At 68.4% G+C, this 17,348-nt stretch carries 12 protein-coding genes and 1 pseudogene; 4 read left to right on the forward strand and 9 right to left on the reverse strand.

Translation table 11 applies throughout. The features are described from left to right. The first annotated feature begins 103 nt into the window (after nt 1-103). A complete protein-coding gene (locus CCN51_RS23570) occupies nt 104-1,750 on the forward strand; it encodes a glycoside hydrolase family 27 protein (protein ID WP_043488390.1) in 1,647 nt (548 codons plus the stop codon). A 41-nt stretch (nt 1,751-1,791) separates the two neighbouring features. On the opposite strand, the gene CCN51_RS55050 is transcribed toward CCN51_RS23570, so the two are convergent. From CCN51_RS55050 to CCN51_RS23605, 9 genes and pseudogenes are all read right to left on the reverse strand, one after another. Further along, nucleotides 1,792-1,929, reverse strand: coding sequence for a hypothetical protein (locus CCN51_RS55050; protein ID WP_014182502.1), 138 nt, complete (start codon nt 1,927-1,929; stop codon nt 1,792-1,794). A 119-nt stretch (nt 1,930-2,048) separates the two neighbouring features. Further along, complete coding sequence (locus CCN51_RS23575; RefSeq protein ID WP_014182503.1) at nt 2,049-4,358, reverse strand: beta-L-arabinofuranosidase domain-containing protein; 2,310 nt, start codon at nt 4,356-4,358, stop codon at nt 2,049-2,051. Between the two features lie 69 nt (nt 4,359-4,427). Next, entirely contained in the window at nt 4,428-5,423 is a 996-nt protein-coding gene (locus CCN51_RS23580; RefSeq protein ID WP_014182504.1) for a glycoside hydrolase family 43 protein, read from the reverse strand. A gap of 9 nt (nt 5,424-5,432) precedes the next feature. Then, nucleotides 5,433-6,092 carry a glycoside hydrolase family 95-like protein gene (locus CCN51_RS57750; protein ID WP_425444775.1) on the reverse strand — a complete coding sequence of 220 codons (660 nt, stop codon included), beginning with the start codon at nt 6,090-6,092 and terminating at the stop codon, nt 5,433-5,435. 64 nt (nt 6,093-6,156) lie between these two features. Then, nucleotides 6,157-6,687, reverse strand: a pseudogene (locus CCN51_RS57755) (glycoside hydrolase N-terminal domain-containing protein); the annotation flags it as partial. Nucleotides 6,688-6,728: 41 nt separating this feature from the next. After that, complete coding sequence (locus CCN51_RS23590) at nt 6,729-8,708, reverse strand: glycoside hydrolase family 31 protein (RefSeq protein ID WP_086860061.1); 1,980 nt, start codon at nt 8,706-8,708, stop codon at nt 6,729-6,731. A gap of 108 nt (nt 8,709-8,816) precedes the next feature. Beyond that, complete coding sequence (locus CCN51_RS23595) at nt 8,817-10,466, reverse strand: type 2 periplasmic-binding domain-containing protein (protein ID WP_055414083.1); 1,650 nt, start codon at nt 10,464-10,466, stop codon at nt 8,817-8,819. 52 nt (nt 10,467-10,518) lie between these two features. Then, nucleotides 10,519-11,424, reverse strand: a complete 906-nt coding sequence (locus tag CCN51_RS23600) for a carbohydrate ABC transporter permease (protein WP_202948328.1) — start codon at nt 11,422-11,424, stop codon at nt 10,519-10,521. Nucleotides 11,425-11,519: 95 nt separating this feature from the next. Continuing rightward, nucleotides 11,520-12,431, reverse strand: coding sequence for an ABC transporter permease (locus tag CCN51_RS23605; RefSeq protein ID WP_043492889.1), 912 nt, complete (start codon nt 12,429-12,431; stop codon nt 11,520-11,522). Nucleotides 12,432-14,019: 1,588 nt separating this feature from the next. On the opposite strand from CCN51_RS23605, the gene CCN51_RS23610 reads away from it, so the two are divergent. The 3 genes from CCN51_RS23610 to CCN51_RS23620 form a co-directional block, all read left to right on the forward strand. Continuing rightward, nucleotides 14,020-15,006 carry a LacI family DNA-binding transcriptional regulator gene (locus CCN51_RS23610; RefSeq protein WP_238545558.1) on the forward strand — a complete coding sequence of 329 codons (987 nt, stop codon included), beginning with the start codon at nt 14,020-14,022 and terminating at the stop codon, nt 15,004-15,006. Nucleotides 15,007-15,193: 187 nt separating this feature from the next. Continuing rightward, nucleotides 15,194-16,135 (forward strand): glycoside hydrolase family protein, encoded by a 942-nt coding sequence (locus CCN51_RS23615; RefSeq protein ID WP_014182512.1) that lies wholly within the window; start codon nt 15,194-15,196, stop codon nt 16,133-16,135. 202 nt (nt 16,136-16,337) lie between these two features. Beyond that, a partial coding sequence (locus CCN51_RS23620; protein WP_342749390.1) for a sugar-binding domain-containing protein occupies nt 16,338-17,348 on the forward strand: 1,011 nt, incomplete at its 3' end.

Consider the following 17,348-nt stretch of genomic DNA (forward strand, 5'->3'; position numbering starts at 1 on the left):
ACCGCGCCGAGGTCCCTCCCGAGCGACCGGGTCACTCCATCCAGCACACAGGCGGGTGCCGTCAGTGACGCCCCTGCGGCACCCTTCCGGGAAAGGAACCACCGTGCCCATACGACCACGCGGACGAGTGCTCCGCCTCCTTGTGGCCGCCGCTCTGACGGCCACCGCGTTCACCACGGCCTCGGTCCACTCGCCGGCTCAGGCCGCGCCCGGCAGTCCGGCGCTCACCCCGCCGCTGGGCTGGAACAGCTGGAACAGCTTCGGGTGCGGGGTCACCGAGGCACAGGTCCGCCAAGCCGCCGACGCGATGGTGTCCTCGGGCATGCGGGACGCCGGTTACCGGTACGTGGTCGTCGACGACTGCTGGTTCGACCCGCAGCGCGACGCCGCGGGCAACCTGCGGGCCAACCCCACCAAGTTCCCCGGCGGGATGAAGGCACTCGGGGACTACATCCACCAGAAAGGCTTGAAGTTCGGCATCTACCAGGTGCCCAACGAGCGCACATGCGCCCAGGGCACAGGCGGCTATCCGGGGTCCACCGGCAGCAAGGGCCACGAGACCCAGGACGCCCGCACGTTCGCCTCCTGGGGCGTGGACTACCTCAAGTACGACTGGTGCTCCTCCGCCGGCACCCGGGACGAGCAGGTCGCACGGTTCACGCTCATGCGCGATGCCCTGCGCGCGACCGGGCGCCCGATCGTCTACAGCATCAACCCGAACAGCTTCCACGCCATCACCGGCGACAGGTACAACTGGGGCGAGGTCGCCGATCTGTGGCGGACGACCGAGGATCTGCTCGACATCTGGCAGAACGGCAACACCAACAGCTATCCGATGGGCGTGGGCAACGTCCTGGACGTCACCGCGCCGCTGGCCGCGCAGTCGGGTCCGGGCCACTGGAACGACCCGGACATGCTCGTCGTCGGCCGACCCGGCCTGTCGCTGACCGAGTCCCGCTCCCACTTCGCCCTGTGGGCGCTGATGGCCGCGCCGCTCATGGCGGGCAACGACATCCGCACCATGTCGGCCGACGTGAGCGCGATCCTGCGCAACCCGCGCCTGCTGGCGGTGAACCAGGACCCCCTGGGCGTGGGCGGGCGCAGGGTGCGCGACGACGGAAACACTGAGGTGTTCGCCAAGCCCCTGTCCGACGGCTCGGTCGCCGTGGGCCTGTTCAACCGGGGCGGCGGCACCGCGACCGTCACCACCACGGCGGCCCAGGCCGGTCTGTCCGGCGGGTCGTTCACCCTCACCGACCTGTGGACCGGTGGCACATCGAGCACGACCGGCCAGATCTCGGCAAGCGTGCCCGCACACGGCGTCGCCGCGTTCCGGGTGACCGGTGGCGCCCCGCTGGCCGCCACCACGTCCCGGCTGCGCGGCAACGGGTCCGGCCGTTGCCTGGACGTGGAGAACGCCTCCACCGCGGCCGGGGCGAGGACACTGATCCAGGACTGTCACACGGCGGCCGGCCAGCTGTGGACCACATGGGCCGACGGTGAGGTCCGCGTCTTCGGTGACAAGTGCCTGGACGCCTACGACCAGGGCACCACCAACGGTACCCGTGTCATCACCTGGCCCTGCAACGGGCAGGACAACCAGAAGTGGACCGTGAACTCCGACGGGTCGATCCGCAACGCGCACGCCGGCCTGTGCCTGGACGTCGACCAAGCCGGCACCGCGGGCGGAACCCCGCTCGTCCTGTGGACCTGCGACGGCCGGGCCGGCCAGAAATGGAGCCGCGCGTGAGGCCCGATCGCGGCGGTGTCCGCCCCGGCGGCCGTCCAACGTCACGCCCACCAGCCCCCCATGGAGGCCACGATGCTCCCGGCCCGGCCCGTCCCGACCCACGCGAGGCTTACCCGCCACTCCTTCATGGTGAAGTTGGTGGAGCCGTCCTCGTCGTGCCAGCCGTTCCGTGACGCCATCGGCCGCCCCATTCACCACCCGCGTGGCCTCGGCGACCGGCGGCGGCAGCGGCTACCTGGTCAACGTGAACTGGTGGCAGTTCACCCCCCGGCGCCGGTGACCAGTTCTGACCACAACATCAGCGCACCACGCGCACGTGGCGCAGCCGGATGGTGGGCGCCGGGCCGACCGCTTCGAACCGAACCTCGATGGGCCCGGCCGGACGGTCCGCGTCGAGCGGGAGCACCTGGGAGATTTCCTCGCTCTCCGGGCCGGTCGAGGGTGTGAGCGTGCCCAGCACATGCCCGTCGACCAGCACGCGGGTCGGCCCGGCACTTCCGTCCGAGAGGTGGATCACCTGGAGGCCGGTGGCGGCACCGTCCCGGTCTGTCAGGCGATAGGACCACCATCCGGTGGCGGCCCGCCACCTCAGCCCGTCGGTGAGGCCCGACCATGTGTCCTGCCCCTCGAACCGGTGGTCGCTTTCGGGCTGTTGCTCGCCGACGGCAACGGAGTCAACGGTTCGGTCGTGCAACGCGAGTGCCGCCTCGTCGGCCGCGCGCAGCTCCGCCCGCCGCTCCTGGAGCCGCTCCGGTTCCGCCACGGGGAAGTAAAGGTGGTAGCGGGAGTCGTGGATGCCGGCGAACGGGAGAAGGGTGACGGACTCGCCCGGTCGCGCGTCCACGTGATCCAGGGCGAACGTCAACCGGTCCGGGGCGAGTCGGCGCACGCCGGCCGCCAGATCGGAGGTGCTCCGGGCGAGCACGACGGGCAGATGCTCCAGGGGGCGCAACGGGCCGCCGGCGACATGCCCCATCCGGGAGTCGTCGGCGAAGAGCCCGACCAGGTCGTTCCGGTCGCTCTCGGCCGCAAGCACGCTGGGCCCGAAGCGGTACGACACCCACGGCGAGCCGTCGGGAAGCAGCTCGGCGCTGATGCGCGGGCGAAGGCGCATGGTGACCGTGTCGCCTTCGCACCACTGCCGCTCCAGGCGCACGTAGGTCAGGGGCTGTCCGCCCGCCGCGCGGCGCGTGGTGAGCGGGCCCGGCCCGTCCTCGGGCGGTGCGCCGTTGATTCGGATCTGCGGCGTCCCCTCGTGCCAGCCGGGGACGCGTATGTGGATCGGCAGAGGGGTGGCGGGAGCGCCGCGCACCACGAGTCTCACCTCCTCGTCGTACGGCGCCGTCCCGGTCTGCTCGAGCACCAGGTTCTGTTCGGGTCGGCTGAGGCGGGAGGCGATGAACAGGTTGACGAACAGATCGTCGCCCTCGGTGGTGTACACCAGCTCGCCGTACTTCGCGTGGTTCTCGAGCCCGGTGCCGACGCAGCACCAGAAGCAGTTCTGGGGCGTCGACACCACGCGGTAGTGGCCAGGCCGCACCGGTGTGAAATACACCAGCCCGCCCTTGGGTTGCAGGGACGAGAGGATGTGGTTGACCGTCGCGCGCTCGTAGTGGTCGAGCACCTCGGTGTCCGGCCGTTCGAGGAAGAGGGCGCGGCTCAGCTTGAGCATGTTGTAGGTGTTGCAGGTCTCGGGGCCCTCCGGCGACTGGAGCGCGGAGCTGAAGTCGTCGCGGGGGTGCAGGTGCTCGCGCACGGAGTTGCCGCCGAAGGAGACCGTCCGGTGCCTGGTCATGGCCTGCCAGAAGAACCGGGCGGCGTCCCTGAGGCCGGGGTCGTCGACGACCTCGCCGAGCCGCTGGTACCCGACGACTTTGGCGATCTGGGTGTTGGCGTGCATCCCGTCGAGGACGTCACGGTGCTCGCACAGCGGGCGCAGCAGGGACTGGTCGAGGAACCGCCGTGCCAGGGCGGCGTACCGGTCCGTGCCGGTGACCTCGGCGAGGTCCGCCAGAACCTCGCACATGCCACCGAACTCCGTGCGGAGCATGGCTTCGTGGGTGTCGTCGTCCATCCCCGCCGCCACCCGGCCCCACCAGTCGGCCAGCCGTCGGACGGCGGTCAGCGCCGGCTCGGAGCCGGTGTGCCGGTAGGCATCCAGCAGGCCGGCGAAGAGCTTGTGCAGATTGTACCACGGGACCCAGGCACCACCGAGCTCGAACGAGTCCCGCTCGACCTGCCCCGCGGCCACCCGCTGCCACAGCCGCACGCCGTCAGGGACGCCCCCGACGTAGCCGGTGCCCAGGGCGTCCTGGCACTCGACGACGCCCTGCACCAGACGATCGACCATGGCTCGCGGCCGGGGATCGTCCGTCACCGCGCTCATCAGAGCGGCGCCCGACAACGCGTGCCCGACGGTGTGGCCGTCGAGACCGGAGCTCTCCCAGTTGCCGTAGGACTCGGCAACCGGCGGCAGGCCGGCCTCGCGCCGCAAGGGCGCGAGGAGCCGGTCGGTGTCCAGGGACAGCAGGTAGTCGAGGGCGGTGGCCTGCGCGTCCAGGAACGGGCCGGGAAGAAGGCGCACCGCGCTGCGAGGGAGTGACTGCATGAGTGCTCGTTTCCGTCATTCAAACGCTTCTGCCCTGCGGTGGAGAGCATCGCGGTTGATCGTGCGTGATCAAGAATCGCTTGTCTGCCCGCCATAGGCACTCAGCAGCCGGTCGTACTCCGCCTGGGTGAGAGGGAGCACCGAGCCGTGCTTGGCTTCAGGGGGCAGTTGGTAGCTCGTCGACTGGGTCCACTTCCCGGAGTCGAGATCGGTGGTCTCGAAGGGGACGTAGTTGCGCCCCCCGAACTCGTCGATGAACATGTACCACTTCTCCTCCGTGTTCGACTTGAACACGGCCGGGCCCTCACCGCGGGTGATCTCCCCCTCGCCGATACGGTCGGCCACGAAATCATACGTGGTGGCGGCCAGTTCACGCGACTTCTCCGCGATGATGAGCTTGCCGCTGGGCACGGAAGCCGTCTGGTCCCGCTCGTCCTTCGTATAGCGGTAGTACACCCCGTTGTGCTTGATCACGGCTGAGTCGATCACCGCGTGCCCCGGATCGTGCCAGACCCTGGGCTCACTGAACGTGCGGAAGTCGGTGGTGGTCGCGCAGAGCATCCTGTTGTAGCTGGTTCCGGTGTGGTCCGGGTCGTCCTGGGCGTAGAGCTTCGAGGCCCAGAAGACGACGTACGTGCCGAGTTCGTCGGCGTAGTACGCCTTCGGTGCCCAGGTGTTGCCCGCGGTGTCGGGGGACACCTTGACCAGGCGGTGACCAGTCCAGTTGACCAGGTCCGTGGAGTCCCACACCACGATCGACTTACTGCCGGTGCGCTCGGCCCCGTCCCAGGTGGCCCGCGTCGAATGCTCGCTGCCGGACGTCCACAGGTCCGTGGCGATCAAATGGAACCCGTCACCTTCGGGGGAACGGATCACGAAGGGGTCGCGTAGTCCCTTGGTACCGAGGCTGGAGGTCAGGACGGGCTCTCCGGCGTTCAGTTCCCGGTAGTGCAACGGGTCGTTGCCGCGGCTGAGTGCCATCCGGATCCGTTCGTCATCGGCTGCCGGACTGCCGATGAAATAGACGAGCAGGTAGCCGACGTAGACCGGTTTCGGCTGATGCACAAACGCTCCTCAGTGTGGTGAAGTGGCAGGTCCGGCGGGAGCGGGACCCGCGAGCCTTGCGCCGCTCGTCGGCAGGGAGACCGTGATACGCGTGCGCTGTCCGGCGGTGAGGGAAATGTTCCGGCTATGCGGGCCCTGGTCGGAGGGGCCGATATGTGCGGAGGTGGAGACGGAGGTCATTCCGCGCCGGCTGATCAGCGTGACGTCCTGCGTCGTGTCCGAGGTGACGGTCACGGTCGCGGTAAGGCCGGACAGATCCCAGTCCAGCTCGTGCACACGGATTCCGCCCCGGCCCCGGATGCCGGTGATCCGGCCCTTGTCCCACTGCTCGGGCAGCGCGGGAAGGAGTTCCAGCACGCCTGGCCTCGTGTAGAGCAGGGCCTCGGCCACCACGGCGGGCAGGGCGTTCGCGGCGTCCGCGTTGTAGATGTCCCGACCGGGGTTGTGGGAGGTCATCAGCGAGCGGAAGAGCATGTCACTGCCGGTGATCTTCCGGAGGTTGTCGTATACCTTGGCACCGTCCTTGAGCCGTGCGGCGGCCAAGGCGCGGTGCAGGCTGCCGTGTGCGGAGAGGTTCTGGTCTCCGCGCAGTTCGAGCGCTTTGAGTGCTGGGGGTACCAGGTCGGGCCGCTCCTCCGGGTTGATCTCGTGCAGGGGCCAGGCGCCCACTGTGCACGGTCGGTGTGTCGTCGAGCGCGGTGTGCACGCTCAGGGTGACGTCGACGGTACGGCCCGGGGCCGGCGCCAGTTCGTGGACGATGACCCGGTCGGCGCGGGAGACGAAGATCCGGCGGGACCAGGTGCCGTGCCCGTCCGTCCAGGCGGCGGTGACCTCGCCCGTGCGGAAATCGGTGATCCGGACGTACCGGTCGGCGACGGTGTCGTGCGCAGCGGCGATCCGGAGCTCGTATGCGGGATGGTACGTCTGTGTCCAGCGCAGCTCCCACCCGGCGGCGAAGTCGCGGGACGCTCCGGCGTAATCCCCGGCCAGCGCCTTGTCCCTCACGGCCTCCAGCCGTTCGGCGAGCACCGGCGGGGCGAGGTCGCGGGTGCCGTTCGCCAGGACCAGTCGGTGGTGGTTGAAGACGACCTTCTCCAGCGCCAGGTCCCCGTACACCACGGCCCCGTACTCGCCGTTGCCGGCGAGGAAGCCGTCGGTCCACAACTGGGCGGGGGCGGTGTCATGGATTCCCCGTTCGGGCAGTGCGACCTTGGCCGGCCCGGGCGCGGCCGTGCCGCCCTCGGGAGGGTGTGCGGAGTGCATCGTGTTCTCTTCCTTCGTGCGGGTGATGGACCAGGAGGAGGTCAGCCGAGCCGAGCTGCGACGTCGGCTCCTTCGCGCACGAAGACGGGAATGCGCTCCAGCGGGGCCTTCGCGTCGAGCGTCGTACCGCCCTCGGCGGTGCGTCCGGTCATCGGGTCGAGCCAGCGTGCCCCGCACGGCAGATACACCCGGCGGGCCCGCGCGCCCGCCTCGTACACCGGCGCCACCAGCACATCGGGCCCGAGCAGGAACTGGTCGTCCACGTCCCAGGCGCGCTCGTCCTCGGGGAAGTCGAAGAACAGCGGGCGCATCGGCGGGGCGCCGGTGCGGTGAGCGTCCTCGGACAGCCGCGTCAGGTATGGGCGCAGGCGCTCGCGCAGCGACAGGTGGTCCCGGAGGATGCCGTACGCCTCTTCCCCGTAGGACCAGACCTCGTTCGGGCCGCCGGTCGCGTCCGTGCAGAAGTTGGGGTCGTGCGGCAGGCGGTTCCCATGCAGCCGCATGACGGGGCTGAAGGTGCCGTACTGGAACCACCGGATCAGCACCTCGCGATAGGCGGGGTCGTCCGGGTCACCGCCACCGAAGCCGCCGATGTCGGTGTTCCACCACGGGATGCCACTCATCGCGACGTTCAGCCCGGCCCTGATCTGGCGTGCGAGGGAGTCGAAGGTAGGGGGGATGTCGCCGGACCACAGCGCGGACCCGTACTTCTGGCTGCCGGCCCATGCGGACCGGACCAGGGACAGCGGCCGGTCGTCGCCCGCCTGGGCCAGGCCCTCGGCGACCGTACGGGTGTGCAGTACGGGGTAGAGGTTCGCGGCCTCGGCGGCCGGCCCGGCGGCGTAGACGGCGCGGTCGGCGACCTCGCGGGTCAGGTCGGGCTCGCAGGCGTCCAGCCAGAAGCAACTCACGCCCATCGCATAGTAGTTGTCGTGCAGCCGCTGCCACAGCGCGGCGCGTGCGCCGGGGTGGGTGGCGTCGTAGTACGCATTTGGGCGCATCGGCTCCTCGGCACTGCGCGACGGCCACGGGAAGGTGAGGAGGCCGCCATCCGCGTCCTGTACGAGGTGTCCGGACGCGCGCAGCTCGTCGAAGGTGTCACTGCCGGGCTCGACGGTGGGCCACACCGAGACCGCGAGCCGCACCCCGAGGTCGGTGAGCTCCTTCACCATCGCGGCGGGGTCGGGCCACTCGCTCTCCTCGAAACGCCAGTCGCCCATGCTCGGCCAGTGGAAGTAGTCGCAGACGATGACGGACAGCGGCAGTCCGCGCTCCTTATACTGCCGTGCCACCGTGAGGAGTTCGTCCTGGGTGCGGTAGCGCAGCTTCGACTGCCAGAAACCGGACGCCCATTCGGGGAGGAGGGGTGGGCGTCCGGTGACCAGGGTGTACGCGTCCATGATCTGGGCCGGGGTGTCCCCGGCGGTGATCCAGTAGTCGACCCGCCCGCCGCCGTCGGCGACCCACCGGGTCGTGTCGGTGCCCAGTTCGACACGCCCTGTGGCGGGGTTGTTCCACAGCAGTCCGTAGCCGCGCGAGGAGTGCAGGAAGGGGATGGTGGCCACGGTGTTGCCCTGGACGAGGTCGATCACACACCCCTTCTGATCCAGCAGCCCGTGCAGATGCTGCCCGAGGCCGTGCAGCCGTTCACCGTCGCACGCCTCGAAGTGCTGTTCCGTCCGGCCGCCCGCCGCATGGACGCGGGGGCCGGCGTGGTGGGGGTACGGGGTCTTGTCGGCGAGCAGTTCACGGCCCGAGTCGGCGTGCAGGAACCTCAGCCGACCGTGGGCCGAGGCCTCGACGGCGAGGTGGCCGTTGACCAGGCGGGCGGAGCCGTCGTCCGATACGGACAGTTCGGCGTGCGGGGAGGGCGGGGGGCTCTCCAGGGCACCGGGCGCGGCGGGATCGATGGCCCCCGAGGAGGCCCGCACCCGGACCGCGTGCGGGCCCCAGGGCTCGATGCGCAGGATCTCTTCGGTGGCGTGGCGTTCCAGGCCACCCACGCGGATGCTGTAGGACAAGGAGTTTCCTCTGTTCTTCTCAAGGGCCCGTGCCCGTGCGTCCGTGCGGGGCGTCGGCCGAGGCGGCCGGTGCCGTCTGTGGCGGTCGACGGCACCGGCCACCCATGGTCAGTGCGTCTTGTCGTAGGACTGCTGGTAGATCTCCAGGAAGCGCTCCAGCCCGAGCTTGTCGAGGTCCTTGACGTACGAGTCCCAGTCGGAGTCGAGGGACTTCTTCCCGGTGATGAACTGCACCGCGCTCTGCTGGACGAAGGTGCCGATGTTCGTCTGGAGCGTGGCGAGCTCGCTCGCCTGCGCCGGGTCGATCCACGCCTCGCCGTACGGGAACGTCTCGGCCTTCTCCGCGTGCGGCTCGTAGAGCTTGGTGGCATCGAAGAGCCGGCGCTCGTATCCGTCCGGCGTCTTGGTGTCCTTGGCTATCGCCTGCGTGTTGCGGAACTCCGCGGTGTCGTTGTACTGCGCGATCGCGCCCCAGTTGCCGTTGTCCGTGGGCTTGACCTTGTACTTCGGCTTCAGGCTCTTGTCGAGTGCGATGTCCTTCGGGCCCGGCTCGACCCAGCCCTTGCCCTCCGGTCCGAACCTGCCGTTGAGCTCACCCTCGTGGCTGAAGATGTAGTTCAGCATCTTGATCGCCTGGATCTGCTCGGTCTGAGAGGCCTTGGTCGTCAGGACGAAGGTCGCTCCGGGCATCGACGGCAAGGCGTAAGTCGTGTAGCTCTTGCCCTCCGGGCCGGTCAGCGGAGTCAGCGCGTCGTACTGCCTGTCACGGCCGTCCTTCTGCCCCTGAGTGACGAAGCCGGGGTGCAGGGCGGCGGCGGAGCCCAGGATCACCGCGTTCGCGTTGTCACCCAGCTTCTTCAGGGCGTCCGCGTTCTGGGTGAAGGCGCTGCTTTCGAACAGATGCTTGTCGTAGAGCGACTTGATGTACCGCAGGCCCTCGCGCCAGCCCTCCTTGTTCGCCTGGATGTCGGTCTTGCCGTCGTTGAAGACCAGGGTGGTGTTGGCGTCGGGGGTGGTGTTGCCGGTCGGGGTGTAGATGAACGCGTTCATCAGGTACGGGATGATCGTGTCTCCGGTGTCCCCGCTCAGCGGTACCTCGTCGGCCTTGCCGTTGCCGTTGGGGTCCTTGGTCTTGAAGGCGCTCAGCACCTTGCGGAACTCGTCCGTGGTCTTCGGCGGCTTGAGCCCGAGCTTCTTCAGCCAGGCGCTGTTCATCCACAGCTTGTTCGGATACGAGCAGTGGTAGCAGTCGACCCACTGGGGCATTCCGCAGATCTTGCCGTCGGGTGCGGTGGCCATCCGCTTGTATGCGGGGATATCGGCCATCGCCTTCTTGATGTTGGGTCCGTACTGGTTGATCAACTGGTTAAGCGGCTGGATGACGCCTTGGGAGGAGAGCTTGAGGAGCTCGGTCTGCCTGAACTGGTCGACCCAAGGGACCAGCAGGTACAGGTCGGGCAGGTCACCGCTGGCCAGCGAGATCTGGCGCTTTTCCTTGGCGGCGGCGCCGTCGAACGTCGTCGTCTGCCACTTGATGGTGATGTTGAACTTCTGCTTGATCAGCTTGGTGAACGCGTTGGTCTTCAGGTTGGAGTCTCCGGGGGCGAAGACAGTGAGGGTCACCGGCGGGTTCCCCTTGATGGTGGGCAGCGGCTTGGCGGTGTCGGTGACGCCAGGCGATCCGCCGGTGCAGGCGGCCACAGTCGCGAGCAGTGTCCCGGCGACCGCCGTTCTGGCGGCCAGGTGAGAGCGAGGCATGGCTGTTCCCTTGCGTTGCGGCTCTTGGGGAGAGGAGGGTGGGTGGAGCGGTTCAGCCCTTGATCGCGCCGATCATGATTCCCTTGGTGAAGTACCGGGCGACGAAGGGGTAGATGAGCAGGACGGGCACGCTCGCGATGACGATCAGGGAGTACTTGAGCAGGTCGGCGAGCTGCTGGCGTTCCAGCATCTGTGCGGCGTTGCTGGCGCCGTTGGGATTGGTGTTGAGGATGAGGATGTTCCGCAGTACCAGCTGGATCGGATAGAGGTCGGCGTCCTTGAGGTAGATCAGGGCGTCGAAGTAGGAGTTCCACTGGGTGATGGCGTACATCAGCGCCACCACTGCGATCATCGGTTTGGCCAGCGGGAGGGCGACCTTCCACAGGAAACGCAGGTCCCCGCAGCCGTCGAGCTGAGCGGCTTCGTAGAGCTCGTCGGGGATCATCGTCCGGAAGTAGGTGCTGGCGATGACGACCTGCCAGACCCCGATCGCCTGCGGGATGACCATGGACCAGCGGGTGTCCAACATGCCGAGCTGCTGTATCACCAGGTAGGTTGGGATCAGACCGCCGGAGAACAGCATGGTGAAGACGACCGCGCCCATAACGGGGCCGCGTCCGAACAGACTCTTGCGGGACAGGGGGTAGGCGAGGGCGATGGTGAGGGTAACGCTGATGAAGGCGCCGACGCCTGTGTAGATGAGCGAGTTGATGAATCCCGTGACGACCTGCGGATCGCCGAGCGCCACCTCGTAGCCGCGCAGCGAGAAGTCCACCGGCCAGAACAGCACCCGTCCTGACGACACCGCGATCGGGTCGCTGAAGGAGCTGGCGAGGATGTTCAGCAGCGGCAGCAGCACGACCGCCAGGAACGTGCACAGCAGCAGGTAGGTGCAGAACAGGAACATCCGGTCGACCCGGGTCTCCTGGACCCGCCGGCTCTTCCGGGGTCGGCGCACGCGCAGCCGCGGTGAGCCGGAACCCCGGGGAGCGGCTGGTGCTGCCGCGCGGTCTTGGTCTTTCGGATCGGCGATCGCCGTGTTCTGCGGCCGGCTCATGACCACACCCCGTTTCCGGTGAGCCGCTTGGCGGCGAAGTTCACGAAGAACAGCAGGACGAGGTTGACCGCGGAGTTGAGCAGGCCGACGGCGGTCGCCTGGCTGAAGTCGGCGTTGATCAGGCCGGTCTTGTAGACGTAGGTGGCGATGATCTCCGAGGCGCTGAGATTCATCGGGTTCTGTAGCAGGAAGGCCTTCTCGAACCCGATCGTCATGATGTTGCCGACGGCGAGGACCAGGATGATCACCGCGGTCGGCATGATGCTCGGCAGGTCGACGTGCCAGATCTTCTGCAGCCGCGACGCGCCGTCGACCCGGGCCGCCTCGTACAAGGACGGGTCGACACCGGAGAGGGCAGCCAGGTAGATCACGGCCGAGTAGCCCGCCGTCTGCCAGATGTCCGACCAGACGTAGATATGCCGGAAGTAGTCCGCATCCGCCAGGAGGTCGACCTGTTCCACACCGAAGAATCCGAAGACGTGGCTGAACAGACCGAGTCTGGGCGAGAGGATCATGATGATCATCGAGACCACCACGACCGTGGAGATGAAGTACGGCGCGTATGTCACCAGCTGCACGGTGCGCTTGAAGAATCCCTGCCGGATCTCGTTCAGCGCCAGCGCCAGGATGATCGGGATCGGGAAGCCGGCGATCACCGCGTACAAGGACAGCGAGAAGGTGTTCTTCACCAGGTCCCAGAAGACCGGGTTGTCGAATATGGCCTGGAAGTGACGGAGTCCCACCCAGTCACTGCCCCAGATGCCCTTGATGATGTTGTAGTCCTTGAAGGCGATGACCGCGTTGGTCATCGGGACGTACTTGAAGATCGCGAGGTGCACGAGTGGCACGAGCATCAGCAGATACAGCGTCCAGTGACGACTGAAGCTGCGTCGGGCCCTGCGTCGCATGCTCACCTTCGGCACGCGAAGCGGCTTCGCCGCGCTGTTCTGGGACATCTCTAGGCTCCGGAGTCGGGGCGGCGCACGCGGGCCGCGCGGCACGCACGCCGCGGCAGCCCTGCCGGCGGATAGGTCCAACTGCGCATTGCTGTGTCTCCTTGTTGGCCGTGCAGGGAGGGGGCGTCGAGGTCCACGGCGAGGTCCGTGCCAGTGGTGGAGCCGGACGGCGGGCTCGCGAGGCGGGCGATGGCCACGGCACCTCGCCGGCGGTGACCGGGCGTCCCATGGATCGGCGGGTGCTGAGGGCGGCGCATTCGGTCTCGGGATCGGCTGCGTCGCGCCGAAGCCGCGCACCAGGTCCGGCAGGTTCTTGCTGGCCACTGGGGCTGAAACGGGCATACCTGTGAAACCTTTCGTGCGGGGCGTGAAGGGGTTTGCGGACAGACGAGTGCTGCACGCGAAAGGCACGAGGAGCCTGCGTCGGTGCGCGGTCTGCACTCAGCTGTGGTGCACGGCTTTCTGGGCCATGCGGTGGCCTCAGCTCGTTGACGGGATCAGACGCCGCCCGTCCCAAGGGCGGTCGTCACCGCTGCCCGCGCACAGGCGGGCTCCCGCTGTCGGGGGAAGGCAGTGAACCTGGTAGCTGAACAGCAGCCCGAGAGCGGGGAAGTGGCGAGGCGGCTAGGCCGCCTGGCGCCTCATCAGGGAACCGCGGGCAGTGACACGGATGCGGCGGCCGCCACGGCGACTGCCGGGCATTTTCAGGATTGATTCATGGCACACCTCGGCCACCGTCGGCTCCACGTCGGCGTGGCGGTTGTGAGTGTTCAGGGAGCGGGTCCGGTTCCTCGACTCGGCGGAACTATGCCCTGCGACGGCCGCACCGCGAAACCGGTTGCGGAGCGACATCGGCGAACGCTAGGTGGGTCGGTCTGAGACTGTCAAGTGCGCCGGAACACCAGCCCGCTGGGGGCGGACGGCCCTACGGCCGAGCAAGTCGTCGCACGACTCTTGACTCCTCGGGCACCGCGATGGCAGCGTTTTTACCGGTACAAGCAAGGGCTCCATAATGGGTCATTGCTGGCCGAACAGCGCGCCGTGGGATGGCAACGCCGTGTCGTCCCCTGCTCGCCGCCCGACGGCCGGAGGCCCGACAGCCCACCGCGTCGTCCCAACCCGCCACAGCACAACTGGAGCATGTCCGTGCCTACCCTGACCTTGGTCATCAACCGCGGCATCGAGCGACCGAAGATCAGCCGCAACCTGTACGGCCACTTCGCTGAGCGCCCTGGCCACCGCAGCTACGGCGGCCTCCAGATCTGGCGCTGGAGGGCCGGAGACGGCCCGCCGGACCAGCGGCCGGCTTTCATGAACGAGCGCACGCAGCCGTACGGTTCGCGACGCGTGAGCCAGAGCAGAACCCCGAGCCGCCCGTGTCGGCACAGGGCAGGGAAGTGAAGGGGATTCCGGGCGTTGCCTCCCGGCGTCGGAGGAACTCTTCCTCTGTGCTGGGGCGTGGCGCAGGCAGACACGGGGCACAGCACCCGGGGGATTTTTGAGACCGCAGCTAGGGGCGAACGTGGTAACGATTCGGGACGTGGCGAAGGCGGCCGGAGTCTCGGCGATGACCGTCTCCAACGTCATCAACGATCGTCCGAACGTGCGTCGGGCAACTCGGGAGAAGGTCCTCGAGGCGATGGCCCGCCTCGACTACCGGGTCAACATCGCGGCCCGCAATTTCAGCAAAGGCCGCACCGGCACCATCGGTCTCGCCGTCCCCATGGTGAACAGCCCCTACTACAGCCGGCTCGCCGCCACCATCATCACCGCGGCCGAGCGCCACAACCTACGGGTGAGCATCGAGCAGACCGGCGCTTCGCGGGAGAACGAGCTGCACGCGCTGTCCCTGTCGCGCAACCGGCTGTACGACGGGCTCATCCTCAGCGCCGCGGGTATGGGACAGGCCGACGCCGAGTGCCTCAAGGTGGACCACCCCGTGGTCATCCTGGGCGAGCGGATCTTCGGCGGCCCCGTCGACCACGTCGCCATGCCCAACGTCGACGCCGCCGAGGCGGCCACCCGTCACCTGATCGAGCGGGGATGCCGACGCATCGCGATCCTGTGCGGGGCGGTCGATGAAGTCGACGTCTCCAGCCTCCGCCTCGCGGGCTACCGGCAGGCGCTGGACAAGGCCGGCCTGTCGGCGGACCCGGCCCTGATACAGACGGTGGAAAGGCCGGACATGCGCGAAGGTGTCGCACGGGCCCGGGAGATGGTCGAGAGCGGGCTCGACTTCGACGGCTTGTTCTGCGTCAACGACTCCGTGGCCATGGGCGCGCTGCGGGGCCTGGCGTGTGCCGGGGTACGGGTGCCGGATCAGGTCAAGGTCATCGGCTTCGACAACGTCACGGAGAGCGAGTTTCTCGTCCCCTCGCTCTCCACCGTCGACCCGGACCACGACACGATGGCCGAACGGGCGGTCAACCTGCTGATCAGGCGAATCGAGGAGACCGAGCCCGGAGCGGAGCACGAAGAGTTCGTCAGCCCCTTCTCCGTGGTGATCCGGGAGTCGACAGGCGGCTGAACGTGGGCCGTGGCCTGCCGCGGCCCCGCGGAGGTCCCCCGCGGTGTGCGGGCAGCCGGCCCCACACGACCGGCGCCGCATCCCTCCTTGCCCGACGTCATGCCTCGCCTGGCCGCCGGCCGGGCGGTGGGTGCCGTCGCCGCACCCCGGTTTCTCAAGAACACTCCATGAGTAAGGAAGACCACCGGTGAACGCCGTAGCCGACGCCCCTCTCTTCCGCGACCCCGTATATGACGGGGCCGCGGACCCCGTCGCCGTCCACCACCGCCAAAGCGGCGAATGGTGGCTCGTCTACACCAACCGCCGCACCACAGCCCCAGGTCCTGGCGTCGCCTGGGTGCACGGCACCGACCTGGGCGTGGCCGCGTCCGCGGACGGCGGTCGCACCTGGACCTACCGGGGCACCCTCACCGGTCTGGACACCGAGTGGGGAAGAAACACCTTCTGGGCTCCGGAGATCATCTGGCACGACGGGCTTTACCACATGTACGTCAGCTACATCCGCGGCGTACCCGACTCCTGGGATGGCGCCGCCCGTATCCGCCACTACACCAGCCCCGACATGCTGGAGTGGAACTACCACGGGGTGCTGGACCTCGACTCCGACCGGGTCATCGACGCGTGCGTGTTCCCACTGCCCGGCGGTGGCTGGCGGATGTGGTTCAAGGACGAATCCCGTGGCTCGCTCACCTGCGCCGCCGACAGCCCGGACCTGTACCACTGGCGGCCCATCGGCGTGGTGGTCGATCACCGCGGGCACGAGGGCCCTAACGTCTTCGCACTGGACGGCCACTACTGGATGATCATCGACGAGTGGCGCGGACAGGGAGTGCTGCGGTCGGACGACCTGACGACCTGGGAACACCAGGGACTGATCCTGGACACGCCGGGCAGCCGTCCTGACGACGGCAACATCGGCCTCCATGCCGACGTGGTCGTCCAGGGAGAGACGGCCTACATCTTCTATTTCACACATCCCGGCCGCCCCGCGTACACCAACGATGACGACGGCACCCAGGCCACCCGTCGCTCCTCGCTCCAGGTCGCCGCCGCACGAGTCGTCGACGGCAGACTGCACTGCGACCGCGACGAGCCCGTCCGACTCGATCTGACCCCCATGTCCCAGTGACCGCCGAGAGGACCGTGTGACCGGCCCGGTCCACGGCCTCCCGGCCTCCTCCTTCCGCGCCGAGCGCGGCGAGGACCGGACTCCCTCGCCCACGCCGCACTGATCAGCCTGCTCACCCTGTGGTCCTGCCCTGCCCGGCGCACCTGCCTGGCCGGGCCCGAAGGCAATACCAACCGTTTGACCCCGCTACGGAGGACGCACCATGACCCTGCATACCCCAGCGAGCCGACGGCTTGCTTCGTACAGCCCGGGTGAGGGTTGTCTGGCGCCGAGGGCGAGCACCATCAGCGATGCCCAAAGCATCGGTCTGGACGGTCGATGGCGGTTCCGGCTCAACCCGTCGGTCCGGGAGATGACCGAAGGGTTCCAGGAGCCCGGGTTCGACGACTCGGCATGGGACCACATGCGTGTTCCGGGCCTGTGGCAGATGGAAGGCCTGCGTGACGAGAACGGAGACCTTCTCGATGTGAGCGAGGCCCGCTTCGGTCTGCCCGCCTACACCAACGTGGTCTACTCGTTCCCCGTGGATCCGCCGCACCCACCGGAGGACAACCCCACCGGCGAGTACCGCCGGGAGTTCGTTCTCGACTCCGTCGCTCCCGGTACACGCTGGGTGCTGCGGTTCGAGGGGGTGGACTCGCACTTCACGGTCTGGCTGAACGGCACGGAGCTCGGCTGGGCGACCGGCAGCCGGCTGCCCGCAGAGTTCGACGCCACCGAGGCGCTTCGGGCGGGGCGCAACGTGCTGGCCGTCCGGGTCCACCAGTGGTCCGCCGGGAGCTACCTCGAGGACCAGGACATGTGGTGGCTCTCCGGCATCTTCCGCTCCGTCCACCTGATCGAGCGGCGTCCGGGGGCGATCGGTGACCACTTCGTGCACGCGGACTTCGACCACCGCACCGGCGAGGGACTGCTCCTCGTCGAGTGCGACGTTCCCGCCGTGGTGGACATTCCCGAACTCGGCATCACCGACCTGCCCGCGTACAGCCGCGGCGTCTCGGCCGTCCAGGGCTCGATGTGCGCGATCCTGTGCGGCTCGCCCGCGGGCAGGTCGGTGATGCCGAGTTCGGGAATGTCCACCACGGCGGGAACGTCGCACTCGACGAGGAGCAGTCCCTCGCCGGTGCGGTGGTCGAAGTCCGCGTGCACGAAGTGGTCACCGATCGCCCCCGGACGCCGCTCGATCAGGTGGACGGAGCGGAAGATGCCGGAG

Source organism: Streptomyces milbemycinicus (assembly GCF_002154605.1).
GTDB classification, from domain to species: Bacteria; Actinomycetota; Actinomycetes; order Streptomycetales; family Streptomycetaceae; genus Streptomyces; species Streptomyces milbemycinicus.